Source organism: Vibrio sp. A2-1 (assembly GCF_021728355.1).
Taxonomy (GTDB): Bacteria; Pseudomonadota; Gammaproteobacteria; order Enterobacterales; family Vibrionaceae; genus Vibrio; species Vibrio splendidus_K.
Window position 1 is genome coordinate 316622 of record NZ_JAKKCO010000002.1, and the last position, 16170, is coordinate 332791.

The 16170-nt window shown below is 43.7% G+C and carries 13 protein-coding genes; 7 read left to right on the top strand and 6 right to left on the bottom strand.

Annotated elements, in window-relative coordinates:
* Window positions 1–159 precede the first annotated feature (159 nt).
* Window positions 160–1707: a SulP family inorganic anion transporter gene (locus tag L3V33_RS09055; protein WP_004733998.1), complete on the top strand. Its 1548-nt coding sequence runs from the start codon at window positions 160–162 to the stop codon at window positions 1705–1707.
* 114 nt (window positions 1708–1821) lie between these two features.
* Here L3V33_RS09055 and L3V33_RS09060 read toward each other — a convergent pair whose 3' ends face one another.
* The gene (locus L3V33_RS09060) at window positions 1822–2271 is read right to left on the bottom strand and encodes a low molecular weight protein-tyrosine-phosphatase (protein WP_237290275.1); all 450 of its coding nucleotides are present in this window, start codon (window positions 2269–2271) and stop codon (window positions 1822–1824) included.
* Between the two features lie 84 nt (window positions 2272–2355).
* Between L3V33_RS09060 and cobO the strand changes: the two genes are divergently transcribed.
* The gene (gene cobO / locus L3V33_RS09065; protein ID WP_048610567.1) at window positions 2356–2961 is read left to right on the top strand and encodes a cob(I)yrinic acid a,c-diamide adenosyltransferase; all 606 of its coding nucleotides are present in this window, start codon (window positions 2356–2358) and stop codon (window positions 2959–2961) included.
* A 250-nt stretch (window positions 2962–3211) separates the two neighbouring features.
* Here the strand turns inward: cobO and L3V33_RS09070 are convergent, their stop codons facing one another.
* The 3 genes from L3V33_RS09070 to apbC form a co-directional block, all read right to left on the bottom strand.
* Window positions 3212–5338 carry an AsmA family protein gene (locus L3V33_RS09070; RefSeq protein WP_237290276.1) on the bottom strand — a complete coding sequence of 709 codons (2127 nt, stop codon included), beginning with the start codon at window positions 5336–5338 and terminating at the stop codon, window positions 3212–3214.
* 106 nt (window positions 5339–5444) lie between these two features.
* Window positions 5445–6086, bottom strand: a complete 642-nt coding sequence (udk, locus tag L3V33_RS09075; protein ID WP_004734002.1) for a uridine kinase — start codon at window positions 6084–6086, stop codon at window positions 5445–5447.
* Window positions 6087–6344: 258 nt separating this feature from the next.
* On the bottom strand, window positions 6345–7421 hold the full coding sequence (gene apbC / locus L3V33_RS09080) for an iron-sulfur cluster carrier protein ApbC (protein WP_237290277.1): 1077 nt from the start codon (window positions 7419–7421) through the stop codon (window positions 6345–6347).
* Window positions 7422–7579: 158 nt separating this feature from the next.
* On the opposite strand from apbC, the gene metG reads away from it, so the two are divergent.
* Together metG and L3V33_RS09090 are read left to right on the top strand one after the other, a co-directional pair.
* Window positions 7580–9640 (top strand): methionine--tRNA ligase, encoded by a 2061-nt coding sequence (gene metG, locus L3V33_RS09085; RefSeq protein ID WP_017084023.1) that lies wholly within the window; start codon window positions 7580–7582, stop codon window positions 9638–9640.
* 221 nt (window positions 9641–9861) lie between these two features.
* Window positions 9862–10341, top strand: a complete 480-nt coding sequence (locus tag L3V33_RS09090) for a DUF1456 family protein (RefSeq protein WP_017084024.1) — start codon at window positions 9862–9864, stop codon at window positions 10339–10341.
* Window positions 10342–10540: 199 nt separating this feature from the next.
* On the opposite strand, the gene fadR is transcribed toward L3V33_RS09090, so the two are convergent.
* Entirely contained in the window at window positions 10541–11380 is an 840-nt protein-coding gene (gene fadR / locus L3V33_RS09095; protein ID WP_171310768.1) for a fatty acid metabolism transcriptional regulator FadR, read from the bottom strand.
* Between the two features lie 639 nt (window positions 11381–12019).
* Between fadR and nhaB the strand changes: the two genes are divergently transcribed.
* Together nhaB and dsbB are read left to right on the top strand one after the other, a co-directional pair.
* Complete coding sequence (gene nhaB / locus L3V33_RS09100; protein ID WP_054547248.1) at window positions 12020–13612, top strand: Na(+)/H(+) antiporter NhaB; 1593 nt, start codon at window positions 12020–12022, stop codon at window positions 13610–13612.
* A 132-nt stretch (window positions 13613–13744) separates the two neighbouring features.
* Window positions 13745–14269 carry a disulfide bond formation protein DsbB gene (gene dsbB / locus L3V33_RS09105; RefSeq protein WP_235451169.1) on the top strand — a complete coding sequence of 175 codons (525 nt, stop codon included), beginning with the start codon at window positions 13745–13747 and terminating at the stop codon, window positions 14267–14269.
* 122 nt (window positions 14270–14391) lie between these two features.
* Here dsbB and L3V33_RS09110 read toward each other — a convergent pair whose 3' ends face one another.
* The gene (locus L3V33_RS09110; protein WP_017091557.1) at window positions 14392–15012 is read right to left on the bottom strand and encodes a YecA family protein; all 621 of its coding nucleotides are present in this window, start codon (window positions 15010–15012) and stop codon (window positions 14392–14394) included.
* Between the two features lie 177 nt (window positions 15013–15189).
* On the opposite strand from L3V33_RS09110, the gene dusC reads away from it, so the two are divergent.
* Window positions 15190–16146 carry a tRNA dihydrouridine(16) synthase DusC gene (dusC, locus tag L3V33_RS09115; RefSeq protein WP_171310767.1) on the top strand — a complete coding sequence of 319 codons (957 nt, stop codon included), beginning with the start codon at window positions 15190–15192 and terminating at the stop codon, window positions 16144–16146.
* The last annotated feature ends 24 nt before the right edge of the window (window positions 16147–16170 follow it).

Genomic DNA, 16170 nt, shown 5'->3' on the forward strand with positions numbered 1-16170 from the left:
TACTCAAAGTTAGGTTCAACCTTGAACTTAGTCACATTTTTGGGTAGCATTCGCGCACTTATCTTTTCGACACTTCGCTATTGCCGCTCTTTTCCATCACTGTTTGGCTACGCAATACACTCGTGTCGGTAAATCCATTTTTAGCATAGCTGAGCAAACATGTTCGAATTCCCACAATTTTCAAAGCACTCTGTAAAGAATGACGTGCTTTCAGGTCTTACAGTAGCCCTAGCTCTGGTACCTGAAGCCGTAGCATTCGCCTTTGTTGCTGGCGTTGACCCAATGGTTGGTCTTTACGCAGCATTCATCGTAGGTTTAATCACTTCCGTCTTCGGTGGTCGTCCAGGTATGATTTCTGGTGCAACTGGCGCAATGGCCGTTGTAATGGTGAGCCTAGTGGCAACCCATGGCGTTCAATACCTATTCGCAGCCGTTATGCTGGCTGGCCTTCTGCAAATTGCAGCGGGTGTATTCAAGTTAGGTAAATTTATCCGTATCGTTCCACACCCAGTAATGATTGGTTTCGTGAACGGTTTGGCAATTGTGATCTTCCTAGCTCAGCTTGGTCAATTTAAAGCGCCAGACGTAACGGGTGCATTAACTTGGTTACCAAGCGGTCAAATGACACTGATGTTAGGCCTAGTCGCACTCACTATGGGTATCATCCACTTCCTACCTAAACTCACTACAGCAGTACCTTCTTCATTGGTAGCTATTGTAACGGTAACGGCTTTGGTTGTAGGCCTTGATCTTGAAACTCGTACTGTTGTTGACTTCCTACGTACTATGTCTGGCGACGAAGCCGCTACGCTAGCGGGCTCTCTACCAACGTTCTCTATTCCCGCAGTTCCGTTTTCTTTCGAGACACTTCAGATCATCCTGCCATACGCAATTATCCTTGCAGCTATCGGCCTGATCGAGTCTCTACTGACACTAACGGTACTAGACGAGATGACAAACACTCGTGGCCAATCTAACCGTGAATGTGTTGGTCAAGGTATGGCTAACGTAACGTGTTCTGTATTCGGTGCGATGGGTGGTTGTGCGATGATCGGTCAATCGATGATCAACGTAAACTCAGGCGGTCGTGGTCGTCTTTCAGGTATCGTAGCGGCAGTTGCACTACTGATGTTCATCCTGTTTGGTTCTGCACTGATTGAAATGATTCCTCTAGCAGCACTTGTGGGCGTAATGTTCATGGTTGTTATCGGTACGTTTGAATGGGCAACCTTCAAGCTTGCGCGTCGCGTTCCTAAGCAAGATTTCTTCGTTATCGTTCTGGTTACCGTGGTAACAGTACTAACGGACCTTGCGGTCGCTGTTGGTGTGGGTGTTGTTGCTTCGGCACTAATGTTCGCATGGCAACATGCTAAACACATCTACGCAGACAAATCAGTTAACGCTGAAGGCTCTAAAGAGTACAAAGTTAACGGCCCAATCTTCTTTGGTTCAACCGCTAACTTCCTTGAGTTGTTTGACGCATACAACGATCCACAAGATGTTATCGTTGATTTCGCCAACTCACGCGTAACAGACCACTCTGCAATTGAAGCGATCGACACGATTGCTGACCGTTACGCTGCACTAGGTAAAACACTTCACCTTCGCCACCTAAGCCAAGACTGTGTTGCTATGCTGCACAAAGCCGGTAGCTTAGTTGAAGCGAACGTTGCAGAAGACCCAATCTACAAAGTAATGTCTAAGTAAGCTTAGTCATGGCTTAAAGCTAGATTTAGAAAGGCCGACATTCGATGTCGGCCTTTTTTATACCTACCGGTCAGCCCTTAGACTTATCACCCAACGACGAACATTGTTCCCACACTACATTGAACGCAGTATCGCTTCGCTAGACTCTTCGATTAAATCCAACACCAACTCAAAGCCATTTCCCTCACCATAATAAGGATCTGGTATCTCTTGATATTGTGACTCTCCAAAGCTCAAGAATAGCGCAAGTTTGTATTGAAGGTGGGCTGGGCACTGGCTCATTAAATCATCTAAATTCGCCTGATCTGCGGCTAGTATTAAATCAAACTCATCAAAATCATTCATCACTACCTTGCGAGACGTAATACCTTTAAAGCTGTAGCCACGCTTTTCACCGGCTGACTTAGAACGTGAATCTGGTGGATTACCTTGATGAAAGCCAATCGTCCCCGCAGAGTCGACCGTTACGTCAATATCCATCTGTTGGGCTTTCTTTCTAAGTACCGCTTCACCTGTTGGCGAGCGACAAATATTCCCCATGCAAACAACGAGTATCTTTTTCATCCGTAATCACCTGTTCTTCCGATGGTTTTTGCTATCGTTAAGTTAAGCTATGATAGGCGCAATCACAACTTAAAAGGATTTGTTATGTCGACCGAAGACAACAAAGAACAACGCCATAAAGCAAGACAACAGAAAGTAAAAGAACAAGTTGATGCACGAGTGGCTGCAGCACAAGAAGTGAAAGGCTTATTGCTGGTTATTACTGGTAACGGTAAAGGAAAATCAACATCCGGTTTTGGTACCATTACACGTGCAGTTGGTCATGGTAAGAAATGTGCCGTTGCACAATTTGTCAAAGGGACTTGGGATAACGGCGAAAAGAACGTTCTTCAAAAACTGGATGTGGAATTCCAAGTTATGGGAACCGGCTTCACTTGGGAAACCCAAAACAAGGCTCAAGATATCGAAGCCGCGCAGCGCGTGTGGAAAGAGTGTCAGCGCATGCTAGCCGATGAGTCGATTGATGTGATTCTGTTTGATGAGCTGACTTACATGGTGAGCTATGGCTATATCGAACTGGATGAAGTGGTGGAAGCTCTGAATAACCGTCCTAAAATGCAGTCAGTGATCATTACTGGCCGTGGCGCGCACCGCACTTTAACGGACATGGCCGATACTGTTTCAGAAGTACGTAACGTAAAACACGCTTTTGAATCTGGTGTGAAAGCGCTTCAAGGCGTTGACTGGTAATCGCATTCAACTAGAGATCCCCGACTCGGTCATTCTTCCCTCTCGAGGATGACGACTCTTCAGTGTTACTCCCCTAAATAAAGGACGAGCACCGATCGTCATTCTCTAGAACGAGGAACGCCCCTAGAACGAAGAACGAGTTTCATAGGGAATCTCTTTGTTTACTAAGCCCGGATAATAATCAGCATCCAAAAAACAGCGCCACTCCTGCAACAGGAGTGGCGCTTCTTTATATGCGAGTTAGAAAGGTTTAGTTAAAGAAACCTTTCAACAAACCGTCAACCGCTTCTTTGGTCTTCTCGTCTTTGATCTTATCCGTTAGCTTATTCACACCACGGTCGATCTCTTTCTGTGCTTTTTGTTTCAACACATCATCAAAAACAAGCGCAAATTTCGGGTCAGCCCATTGGCCTGTCACCTTAATTGGGATGGTCACATCTTTCAGGTCATCAATGTTCTTGCCGCCCTGACCTTCAAGCGAACCAACAATCGATGTACGAACAAGGAAGTCGACCGTTTCATTAATGAAGTTTGCTTTACCTTGACCTGTCACGCGTAGCAGTGGTGACTGTGCCGATAAGTCGTTCGTTGAAACCCAACCCTTATCAACTTTCAGTGTCGCTTTCATTGCGCTGAAGTCCGTCTTTTGAGCCTCATCTTTGCTTTCGACTTTTTCGCCTTTGATCTTAGCGTAATTTTCTCGAATCAATTGAGCAACGTTGATGCCATTCACCGCACCATCTTCAAAGTTAATCACGATCGTGCCGACTAGGTTCTTCTTGATTCCTGTTGGCGTAAGGCTCTTACCTTTAACGTTAACATCGATATTACCCGTCCCTTCCAGCATGTCGTTGTTCGCTACATCAACCAGTAACGGTTGAACCTTCACACCTCTAATTTTCTTATTAGCAGTGTAAGTCGCTGGTGTTTTACGAGCGTCTAGCTTAGCGGTCGCAGAAATAGAACCTTGGTAAAGATTCGATGTGAATGAGGTTAGCTCTGCGATACCACGGTTAACCGAAAATGCCGTTTTAACATTCTGCATCTTCGCATTGCTCGCCTTGAACTTATCAATCGTGATGTCACCTTTCACGTCGAGCGTTTTCAATGCAGAAAGATCAGGTTCGACTTCTTTAGCAGGAGCTGAACTACCAGAGTTTGACGTTGAGCCACCAGCAGAACCAGAAGGAGCTGTGCTCGCTGTTTCTGTTGTATTGCCTAAGCCTAAGAACTCATCTAAATCAATATTCGGGCTATGAAGAGAGAAACGAACTTTTGGTATTTCAGATAGGGTTACGTCTGCTTTACCGTCTAAAGCAATAGCGTTAGCTTGTAGCTTCTCTAACACAAAGCTCAGGTGGCTCTTATTAAGATCGAAGCTTAAATCAGACAGCATGTCGACTTTCATTGGAGACTGAGGAAGCGTGTCGCCTTTGAATGTTGAGTCTAACGTTAATTTGTTCAGCGTTACTTTTGAAATCGCGCTATCGACGGTAAGTTCACCGCCACCTTTAAGATCAAGGTCAAGGCCAGCCGCATTACCGATTACAGCGTAAGTCAGTTGGTTTACCTTATCGAACTCAAACGTATCCAAGCCAATTTTTGCTGACTCAATCGACGTTGCTGGATCATTGAACTTAGCGTTTAGGTCAATATTACGCAGTGCGTAACTTGCGAAGCCTTCCGCTAATTTGAATTCAGCACTGCCGTTTGCAGAGAATTTCTGTTGATTGTTTTCACCAGAAGCCGCAAACGTCGCGGTTGTCCATGTATCAACGGCAAACTCAGAAAGGTTCAAAGACACATCGTATAACTTAGTAAATGAACCAGCTTGCTTGTCGTCCATCTCAAACAACGCATTTGAAACAGTGACGCCGGCAAGGTTGATCATCCAACCAGATGCGTCTGTAGCACTTTGCTCTTGGGGCGCAGGTGTTGATTCAGAACTTGCGTCAGCTGCAGGCTCAGACTCTTGAGGAGCTGATGCTTGAGTTAGCGCGTCGATATTCTTACGACCATCTTTAAGCGTTTCTAAATAGAATTCTGCACCATCTAGAGTAATGTTGCCGATCTCTAGTTGGTTGCTAAATAGCGGGGTAACCGAAACATCAACGCCAACGGTATCAACCTTAAACAGGTTTGGTTGGGTGAATCCTTCAGGGTTACGTAATTCAGTTTGACCAAGTTCGAAGCCAATAGATGGGAAGAATTGCCAGCTGATATCGCCCTCGATCACGAGCTCTAGGCCTGTGTGTTTTTGGGCTTGTTCGACAATTAATGGCTTAAATTGGTTAGGGTTCACTAACAGCACTAGTGCCAGAATTGCTGCAACGACAACAAACACTGGTACAGCTATGAAAATGAGTAGTTTCTTCATCCGCATATTCCTTGCTTAGATTCCAAAAGAAAGTGGCACTATAAAAGTGCCACTGATTCGGTAAAAAATAAAGCTAAGTGAGTCACTTAGGCAAATTTTTATTCGATTAAGACTTCAACAACTTCGCAATGTGCGCTTTTAGCACGTCAATCGCAATGCGGTTTTTACCACCACGAGGAACGATGATGTCTGCATGTTGTTTTGAAGGCTCGATAAACTGCATGAACATTGGACGTACTGTTTCTTGATATTGCTTAAGTACCGTGTCCATTGTACGACCACGTTCTTCTACATCACGCTTAACACGGCGTAGTAGACAGATGTCTAACGGTGTATCCATAAACACGCTTGCGTGCATTAGTTTACGAAGACGCGGGTCTGTTAGAAGCAGAATACCTTCTAAAATGATCACTTTCTTAGGTGTAAGTGTAGTCGTTTCAGAGGTACGTGTGTGTTCTGTGTAGCTGTATTCAGGAACTTCTACCGCATTGCCACTCATTAGCTGCTGTAGGTGTTCACATAATAGATCATGATCCAGTGCATTTGGGTGATCGTAGTTAGTTTTAACACGCTCTTCCATACTCAAGTGGCTTTGGTCGCTGTAGTAGCAATCTTCCGTGATAACACCAATTTGATGGTCGCCTACTTTCTCGCGCAACTCATTATAAATTGTACTAGCAATCAGACTTTTTCCTGATGCTGAAGCGCCAGCGATACCTACGATGACACATTGATTATTATCAGACATTAATTTTGCACCCGATATGGTTTGGTGGTGGGAAGAGATAAACCGCCTGATTATAGGGGCTAAACAACATAGATTCTAGTCGCCATTCTAGCTAATTGCAGTCAAATTGATGTTATCTATACATTAAATGAATACAATCGTTTGCTTTCGAATAACTGGCGTACAACTATTTGCACAAACCCAACGGCTCTTTAGCCAAATACAAAAGCTATTTATCTCACCCAAACATTATTTATATGGCCTTAAAACTTATCTACTCTAATCAACCATAGAAAAGTTGATCGCTTCCGGTCTCGCTTTTCCCGTCCAGAACATTTTCGCAGCCACATTTTCAGCCAATTCTAAGTAATGACGAGTGTGTTCGCTGTCCGGGCGACGTATAACCGTAGGGCAACCCGCGTCAATGTCTTCTCGTACATCAATATGCAGTGGAATTTGCGCCAAAATATCAAGAAAGAACTCTTCAGACATGGCTTCTGCACCACCAGCACCGAAGATATGCTCTTTTTCGCCACAGTGACTACAAATATGGTAGCTCATGTTTTCCACTAGGCCTGCAACTGGCACGCTCACTTTATCGAACATCGCCACACCTTTACGTGCATCGGCTAAAGCCAAGTCTTGAGGTGTCGTCACGACTACCGCGCCCGTTACTGGGATTTGCTGTGAAAGTGTGAGCTGAATATCACCTGTGCCCGGTGGCATGTCGATAACAAGGTAATCTAAATCAGGCCATACGGTTTCGTTAACAAGCTGACCTAAAGCCTTCGCTGCCATTGGGCCACGCCAGATTGCAGCATCATCTTTCGACACAAGATAGCCAATAGAATGAGTGAAAATGCCATGCGCCTCGATTGGCATCATCCATTTGTTGTTCTGTACTTCTGGCTTTGCATCCAGTTGACCGAGCATCATAGGCACAGATGGACCATAGATATCCGCATCCAACAAGCCCACTTTTGAACCTGACTTAGATAACGCAAGCGCAAGGTTTACCGAAGTTGTCGATTTACCCACCCCACCCTTTGCCGACGTCACGGCGATAATGTTCTTAACGCCTTTCAATGGTGTTGCGACTGTAGTTTCCAGCGCAGACGGCTTCACTTTCACTTCAAACTGAAAAGTGCTGACAAGCTGTTGTTCAATCTGGGAGTGGATCCAATGTTCCAGTTCAACCGCGAGCTGATTAGCTGCAAAAGGCAAGGTAATGACAAACGACCCACGAGGATCAACCGATACAATATTTTGGTGTAGCGCCCACTCTGGGATGAGGATTGGTGACTCGAACTCATTCAACCATGAACAGAAATCTTGCTTAGAAGTAAAGTTACGCATTGGGGCTCCTTTTTTTATTTATGCTATCACCCACGAGATGAAGACTGAACCCCTAAAAAACTAGGGGAATCCTTTGTCTGATACCTTGGCGTATCACACGTTATAAAGTAGTATTACCTCTCAAAATTTATACCTATCAAAAAAGCGAATTATTAAGTATGGCAACTGATCCAAGACAACTTTTGGTAACTTGTGCGCTTCCGTACGCTAACGGCTCTATTCACCTTGGCCATATGCTTGAGCATATCCAAGCTGATATCTGGGTTCGATACCAGCGTCTACGTGGCAACACTGTAAACTTCATCTGTGCTGACGATGCTCACGGCACGCCAATTATGCTTAAAGCTCAACAGATGGGTATCACGCCAGAAGAGATGATCGCTGCTGTTAGTGAAGAGCACCAAAAAGACTTCGCTGGCTTTGATATCAGTTTTGATAACTACCACAGCACACATAGCGAAGAGAACCGTGAACTGGCTTCTCACATCTATCTAGAACTTAAAAAGAACGGCTTCATTTCTAGCCGTACTATTTCTCAGCTTTTCGATCCTGAGAAAGAGATGTTCTTACCAGACCGCTTCGTAAAAGGTACTTGCCCTAAGTGTAAGTCAGAAGACCAGTATGGTGATAACTGTGATAACTGTGGTGAGACATACAGCCCAACTGAGCTAATTAACCCTAAATCAGCGGTTTCTGGCGCAACTCCAGTAATGAAAGATTCTGAGCACTTCTTCTTCGACCTACCTCAGTTCGAAAGCATGCTTAAAGAGTGGACTCGTTCTGGCTCTCTACAGAATGAAACTGCAAACAAAATGCAGGAATGGTTCGAGTCTGGTCTGCAACAGTGGGATATCTCACGTGATGCACCTTACTTCGGCTTCGAAATCCCAGGCGAGAAAAACAAATTCTTCTACGTATGGCTAGACGCTCCTGTTGGCTACATGGCTTCTTTCAAGAACCTATGTGACAAGCGTGACGATCTAAACTTTGACGAATACTGGAAGAAAGACAGCACAACTGAGCTTTACCACTTCATCGGTAAAGACATCGTTTACTTCCACAGCCTATTCTGGCCTGCAATGCTAGAAGGCGCTGGTTTCCGTAAGCCAAACAACGTATTCGTACACGGCTACGTAACGGTGAACGGTGCGAAGATGTCTAAGTCGAAAGGCACATTCATCAAAGCAAGCACGTACTTAAATCACCTAGACCCTGAGTGTCTACGCTACTACTACGCTGCGAAACTAAACAGCCGTATCGATGACCTTGACCTTAACCTTGAAGACTTCACTCAACGTGTAAACGCTGACGTCGTAAACAAGATTGTTAACCTAGCGTCTCGTAACGCTGGCTTCATCACGAAACGTTTTGAAGGAAAACTTGCTGCTGAATTTGCAGAACCTGAGCTATACAACGAATTCGTTGCTGCTGCTGAGCGTATCGGTCAGCTATACGAAACTCGTGAGTTCAGCCGCGCTATCCGTGAAATTACTGCACTAGCAGATAAAGCTAACCAGTACATTGACGAAAAAGCACCTTGGGTTCTTGCGAAAGAAGAAGGTAAAGAGAAAGAGCTTCAAGAAGTTTCTTCTGTCGGTATTAACCTATTCCGCGTGCTAATGGCTTACCTGAAACCAGTTATGCCAGAGCTTGCGGCTCGCACTGAGGCTTTCCTAAACGAAGAACTAACGTGGGAAGCTATTGCTACACCGCTAACTGATCACGAAATCACTAAGTTCAAAGCGCTGTTTAGCCGTATTGATCCGAAGAAAGTGGAAGCAATGATCGAGTCTTCTAAAGAAGATGCAGCCGCAGAAGCAGCTGCGAAAGAAAAAGCAGAAGCTGAAAAAGAGCAAGCAAGCCAAACTGAGCTAGACAAAGAGCCAATCGCAGACGAGATTGAGTTCGATGCCTTTGCAGCAGTCGATATGCGTATTGCTCGTATTATCTCATGTGAAGAAGTACCAAAAGCGAACAAACTACTGAAGTTCCAACTGGACATCGGTGGTGAAACTCGCCAAGTATTCTCTGGCATCAAGTCAGCATACAAACCTGAAGAGCTAGAAGGCAAGCTAACCGTAATGGTTGCAAACCTAAAACCTCGTAAGATGAAGTTTGGTATGTCTGAAGGCATGATCCTAGCCGCGGGCCCTGGTGGCAGCGACCTGTGGATCCTTGAGCCACACGAAGGTGCTCAACCTGGTATGCGTGTAATGTAATTCTGGCTTCAGTCAGATAACAAGTACTCATAACGAAATCCCTAATGCACTTTTAACTTGAATGAGTTAATAAGCATTGGGGATTTTTTATATCTACCGAAAATAAGCGTTCTCTGTTAGAGTCGCCGTCAACTATGCTATGTAGAGTAGAAATTGGTTTGTCGACGATAACGGGCTAACCAACACCTCTTTATTCTCCAAACCCTTTTTAGGAATTCCCAGTGACTAACAACGAAATCTTGCGTCGTATTCAACACGCGCTAAACCTTAAAAATGCACAGATCATTAAAGCTATCGAGCAAGCTGATGTGACCGTTGCTCATGACCAAGTGATCAACTGGCTAAAAGAAGACAACGACAAGTCATGCTCTACGATGAAAGATAAAGAGTTAGCGGTATTTCTAAATGGTTTTATCAACCTTAAGCGTGGCAAAAAAGAGGGTGTTCAGCCTAAACCTGAAGTTGCTCTGACTAACAACATGATTTTCATGAAGCTGCGTATTGCGTTGAACATGAAAGCAGAAGATGTATTAGATATATTAGAAGTGGTAGGCATCAGCCTAAGTAAGTACGAGATTGGTGCTTACTTCCGTAAGCCAGAGAACAAGAACTACAAAGTATGTGAAGACCAACTACTTTGCGATTTTCTAAATGGCGTGCAATTTACTAACCGTCCAGACTCAGAAGAGTTTGCAGGGTAAGTTACTCATCATAGATAGATAAATGACTACTTATAGATAGTTGCTGGCCACTGGTAAGTTACTGCCTATTAATAAGTTTTCACCAACTATCGATAAATAAAAAGCGGCGAGATAATTTGATTATCTCGCCGCTTTTTCGTTTTCTTTACGTCGTTTACTTAATAAGTAAACCAACCTAACAGGACTTTAATGAAAAGACTTAGCTGTCGTCTTCAGTAAAGTTTGTTGGTAACGTTGTTTTCATCTCGTTCCAAATCTGTGCGCTTGCGATACCGTAGTTACGAATCACAAGTGGCAAGTTTTCACGCTCACCACTTTCACAAATAACAAACAAGTCTTTGTAGAACTCCATGGCTAAGCGACGAGCTTCTGGGTTAGAGAAGTAGTAGCTGCCAACACGGTCGTACAATTTACGAACACCGTTGAAGATCAGACCATAAATTTGGTTACCTGAATGGAATGCTAAACGTTGGAAAAGCATGTAATCGTAGAAGTTAAAAGTTTTAGCAACTAAGATCGTTTGACGCTTCGTTTCATCTTTTTCTGCGTCTTCTTTCACTGATTGTTTGATCTTATCAGCGTACGGGGAAGACTCTAGGAATTCATCCCATGTCGGTGCCGCAAGTAGCGCTTCACAAGATTCAATTACGTTACTAATAGTACGCTCTGAAGCTTCTTTGTTTGCTTTGAATGCATAACGCATAAAGATCGGGCTGATATTAGTACGAGCAGCAAGTAAGTCTTCTACCATTTTGCTTGCGTTATCAACATCCAACGTCATTAATGTATCAAGAATATGAAGACCTGACGTTTCCATAAACTGGTTAACTTTAGTTGGCTTACCGTGTTGGATTGTCAACCAACCATCACGAGCAAGACGCTGAAGTACTTCACGAAGCGTAGTACGTGTAACACCAATCAGCTCAGAAAGCTCACGCTCTGCGGGCAAGATAGAACCTGGAGCGAAACGGCCATTCCAAATACTTTCAATGATATACTTTTCTGCAAATCCTGCCGGGCTTTTAGCCTTAATGACCATCTACACTTCAATCCAATTTAATTATTCTGTTCTAATTTACTCATCATACCACTAGTTCACACCCAGCGGAAACACCCTCAAAAATTTTACTCCCCCAAAACACCAGTAGAGTTAAAACTCTAAAGTTCAGCACACGTTTGCACCCTAGGTTTGAAAAGCAAGCAACGATAAATCACCATTTCAACAAATCATTAACACAACAAATTTTCTTTAAAATCAATGAGATTGGTCATAATTTCAAAGTTATTAATTTGCAATATTAAGTTGTAATAATCATATATAAACCGTCGTTATTCTGTTAATTTCAATCATTTCGCTGAAATATTGATTCTAGTCGGTTTTTATCACATTTTAAGTGGTATGCTTGCGCTACTTTGATCGCGTTTCTCAACAAAAAAGAGGTATTTTTAGGGCTACAGGGGTTTTCCTGTTGACTAAATGTTATCTAAGAGTAGAGTTGCGCTCAAAAATTAGCAGTGCTTGAGTTTCTAAGGGAGTGACTTGGCAAGACCACAGAACATTACATGGAATGTAGTTTTTCTAAGTCACTGTTAGTTATAGTTTTTAACAACCTCTATAGCTCGATTCTCAAATGTTGTATTGCTTATCTATTCATAATCAACATAAAAGAGTATTAACATGCCGATGTCTCTCGGAAACGCTTTTATCAAGAACTTCCTTGGTAAGGCTCCTGATTGGTATAAACTTGCCATCATTTCCTTTTTAATCATCAACCCGTTTGTTTTCTTCCTAGTTGACCCATTTGTTGCGGGCTGGCTATTAGTGGTTGAGTTTATTTTCACTCTAGCTATGGCTCTAAAATGCTACCCTCTTCAACCGGGTGGTTTATTGGCAATTCAAGCGGTCGCCATTGGCATGACCAAACCCGAAATGGTTTATCATGAGCTACAAGCAAACCTTCCAGTTTTACTCTTATTAGTATTCATGGTTGCTGGCATCTATTTCATGAAAGAACTTCTTTTGTTCATTTTCACGAAGATCCTGCTTGGCATTCAATCCAAAATCCTACTCTCTGTCGCTTTCTGTATCGCAGCTGCTTTCTTGTCAGCATTCTTAGATGCTCTAACAGTAATCGCCGTTGTTATTAGCGTTGCGGTTGGCTTCTACTCTATCTATCACAAAGTTGCATCAGGTAAGGGCACAACGTCAGCGCACGATCATACACATGATGAAGAGATCTCTGAGCTTACACGTGATGATTTAGAAAACTACCGTGCTTTCCTACGTTCACTACTTATGCACGCTGGTGTGGGTACTGCACTCGGCGGTGTAATGACCATGGTAGGCGAGCCACAAAACTTAGTGATTGCTAAACAAGCAGGCTGGGAATTCGGGGAATTTATCATCCGTATGCTACCTGTAACACTGCCTGTTTTCTTCTGCGGTATTCTAACTTGTGCACTTGTAGAGAAATTCAAAGTGTTTGGCTACGGTGCGGAGTTACCAAATAATGTTCGCCAAATCTTAGTTGAATTTGACAACAAAGAACGCGCAAACCGTACAAAACAAGACGTAGCAAAACTATGGGTTCAAAGTGCAATCGCAGTTTGGCTTATTGTCGGCCTTGCACTTCACGTCGCTGAAGTTGGTTTGATTGGTCTTTCAGTTATCATCCTAGCAACGGCGTTTACTGGCGTTATCGAAGAACACTCAATGGGTAAAGCCTTTGAAGAAGCACTGCCATTTACTGCACTTCTTGCCGTCTTTTTCGCTGTTGTTGCTGTAATCATCGACCAATCACTATTTAAACCAGTGATCGATGCAGTACTTCACGTTGAAGATAAAGGCGCACAGCTTGCACTATTCTATGTGGCCAACGGTATTTTATCGATGGTGTCAGATAACGTGTTCGTAGGTACGGTATACATCAACGAAGTGAAAACAGCACTGGTTGAAGGCATCATTACTCGTGATCAGTTCGACCTACTTGCTGTTGCTATCAACACAGGTACGAACCTACCTTCAGTTGCTACGCCAAACGGCCAAGCTGCATTCCTATTCCTATTAACATCAGCACTTGCTCCGCTAATTCGACTATCTTATGGCCGCATGGTTATCATGGCCCTGCCATACACCATCGTATTAGCGCTTGTTGGTCTTGCAGGTATCATGTTCCTCGTCGAGCCGATGACAGCATGGTTCTATGATGCAGGTTGGATCATTCAGCGCACTGGTGAAGCTGTTGCTCCAGTTATCTCTGGCGGTCATTAAGCTAAACACTGTGTCGCAAACCATAAAATGTGTAACTCACTAATCAAAAATATTAGTTGATTAGGAAACTTATCCAAGATAAAAAGCTCTGAGTATTCAGAGCTTTTTTATTTTATAGACGGGATTAAATTCGTGAACTTTTTTGCAATGCTCAAAGACTTCTCTAAGGGACGTTTATCTTGGCTTTTACTGCTGGCTTTTATTGTCTTTTTTGAGGCATGCGCTCTCTTCTTTCAACACGTGATGATGCTTGGCCCTTGTGTGATGTGCATCTATGAGCGCGTTGCTATGCTTGCTATCGGTATCGCTGCAATGATTGGTGCTATTGCTCCGAATAACCCGATATCACGTTGGTTAGGCCTTGCTGGTTGGGGATTTGGCGCCTACAAAGGTTTGACGTTGGCTTTAGAGCACGTCGATTACCAGTTTAATCCGTCTCCTTTCGCAACCTGTGATTTATTCGTTACTTTCCCTAGCTGGGCACCTTTAAACCAATGGGCTCCGTGGATGTTTGAAGCTTACGGTGACTGTAGCAAGGTGGTATGGCAGTTCTTAGAGCTTTCAATGCCTCAATGGCTAGTGATTATCTTTGCGGGCAACTTGGTTGCTTTCGGTTTTGTGGTTATATCTCAATTTGTAAAATCGAAAAACGATTAACACTAGATCATTTAAAATAGAACAACAAAAAAGTCGACCACAAGGTCGACTTTTTTATCGCTTAAGCTTTTTATCACTTAAAGAATGTCTGTCACTCAGCTGAGTTACTCAACAAGCCGTGATTAGCTGTTTTTGCCACAGCATTGTTTAAACTTTTTGCCGCTTTCACATGGGCAAGGGTCGTTTCGACCGATATCTTTAAATGGGTTCACACTCTGTGACTTATTACCCAGCATCGCCTCATCAGCCGCCATTGCAACCTCTGAAATCATCAGATCTATCTGATCGATTAAATCGGCAAGCGCAGGTGGATTCTCGAGCCCGGCCGCGACCATTTGTTGCTGAGTTTGCTCTTCATCAATCCCAAGCATCAAGGTTGTTAGGAGTGCTTGCAGCATACGCAGAGTACCATCCGCGACAGTCACACTTTGCCACTGCTCTTCCACTGTTGGCCAAACCATCATAAAGCCTTCAGCGAAATCCGCGAATTGCTCGTTAAAGTCACCATCAACAAGTACGTCTGTCAGTAAGTATTCACTACGCTGAATCAGGTTGTGCTGGCGATTAATCTGTTCCGTCACGATTGTTACAAGCTCTTTACCTGTTTCAGGTGCAACGATAGCTAACCATTCTTCTGGATCGAGTGGTTTGGTCGCTAAGTTGGAAGCAAGGATTGAACCTTCAATGAACTGTGGAGTAATGTCAGTGATTGATTCCGGTAGGCTTAATAATTGATATGTCATGAAAGCTCTGAATATTGGGGCATTTTCGATATTATAACGCCATACTCCCCAAGATGTCGCTATTAAGCGATAAACCATCATCAAGACAGGTAAACCATACTCATAGTGACAATCCTGTAAGCAAACCGTACAATCACGCCTCGAATTTTTCGGTCCACTCAGTTTCGGTAAAACAGCATGCGAGTAATACTTGGCCCTATGGAGGGCGTACTAGATCACCTAATGCGTGAGATTCTTACAGAGATCAATGATTACGATCTCTGTGTGACAGAGTTTGTGCGCGTCGTTGATCAACTTCTTCCTCCGCATGTGTTCCACCGTATTTGCCCAGAGCTGCATCAAGGCTCTCAAACTATGGCAGGTGTACCAATCCATCTGCAACTTCTAGGGCAACACCCGAATTGGATGGCCGAAAATGCTTTTCAAGCGGCAAACTTAGGCGCTAAAGGCATTGATCTTAATTTTGGGTGCCCAGCAAAAGCGGTAAACAAAAGTAATGGTGGGGCTTCACTGCTAAAAGAGCCAGAGCTCATCTATCAAGTAGTGAACGCCTGTCGAGAAGCAGTCCCTGCGCATATTCCCGTGTCCGCAAAAATCCGATTGGGTTGGGAGCACCCGGAAGAGTGCTTTGAAATTGTCGACGCTATCGAGCAAGCAAAAGCTGACGAACTCACTGTGCATGCAAGAACCAAAGTTGGCGGCTATAAAGCCAGTGAAATCAAATGGGATTACATCAATCAAATAAGAGAGAAAACCTCTCTGCCGTTGATTGCTAATGGGGAAATCTGGAACTACCAAGATGGTCAAGATTGCATAGAAGCTACAGGCGTCGACTCATTAATGGTCTGCCGCGGCGCTTTTAACATTCCCAATCTTGGCAACGTTGTTAAGCACAACCACCAGAAAATGCCATGGGATAAAGTAATCGCACTTTTACTGCGCTATTCTGAGTTTCAAATTAAAGGGGATAAAGGCATGTACTACCCCAATAGAGTGAAACAATGGTTTGTCTATTTAAGTAAAGGCTACCCTGAAGCGAACGAACTATTTAAAGAAATTCGTACTTTCAAAAAAGCGCAACCCATTGTAGAGCGCCTTCAACGTTACCAAGAAGAATACCACCAACCTGTTTGAGTTAGTTCCCCCCTATCGCGATAT

What these genes read in the sequence shown, in the direction of transcription:
- L3V33_RS09055 (WP_004733998.1), top strand. Translation starts at nt 160, where the DNA reads ATGTTCGAATTCCCACAATTTTCAAAGCACTCTGTAAAGAATGACGTG.
- L3V33_RS09060 (WP_237290275.1), bottom strand. Translation starts at nt 2,271, where the DNA reads ATGAAAAAGATACTCGTTGTTTGCATGGGGAATATTTGTCGCTCGCCA.
- cobO (WP_048610567.1), top strand. Translation starts at nt 2,356, where the DNA reads ATGTCGACCGAAGACAACAAAGAACAACGCCATAAAGCAAGACAACAG.
- L3V33_RS09070 (WP_237290276.1), bottom strand. Translation starts at nt 5,338, where the DNA reads ATGAAGAAACTACTCATTTTCATAGCTGTACCAGTGTTTGTTGTCGTT.
- udk (WP_004734002.1), bottom strand. Translation starts at nt 6,086, where the DNA reads ATGTCTGATAATAATCAATGTGTCATCGTAGGTATCGCTGGCGCTTCA.
- apbC (WP_237290277.1), bottom strand. Translation starts at nt 7,421, where the DNA reads ATGCGTAACTTTACTTCTAAGCAAGATTTCTGTTCATGGTTGAATGAG.
- metG (WP_017084023.1), top strand. Translation starts at nt 7,580, where the DNA reads ATGGCAACTGATCCAAGACAACTTTTGGTAACTTGTGCGCTTCCGTAC.
- fadR (WP_171310768.1), bottom strand. Translation starts at nt 11,380, where the DNA reads ATGGTCATTAAGGCTAAAAGCCCGGCAGGATTTGCAGAAAAGTATATC.
- nhaB (WP_054547248.1), top strand. Translation starts at nt 12,020, where the DNA reads ATGCCGATGTCTCTCGGAAACGCTTTTATCAAGAACTTCCTTGGTAAG.
- L3V33_RS09110 (WP_017091557.1), bottom strand. Translation starts at nt 15,012, where the DNA reads ATGACATATCAATTATTAAGCCTACCGGAATCAATCACTGACATTACT.
- dusC (WP_171310767.1), top strand. Translation starts at nt 15,190, where the DNA reads ATGCGAGTAATACTTGGCCCTATGGAGGGCGTACTAGATCACCTAATG.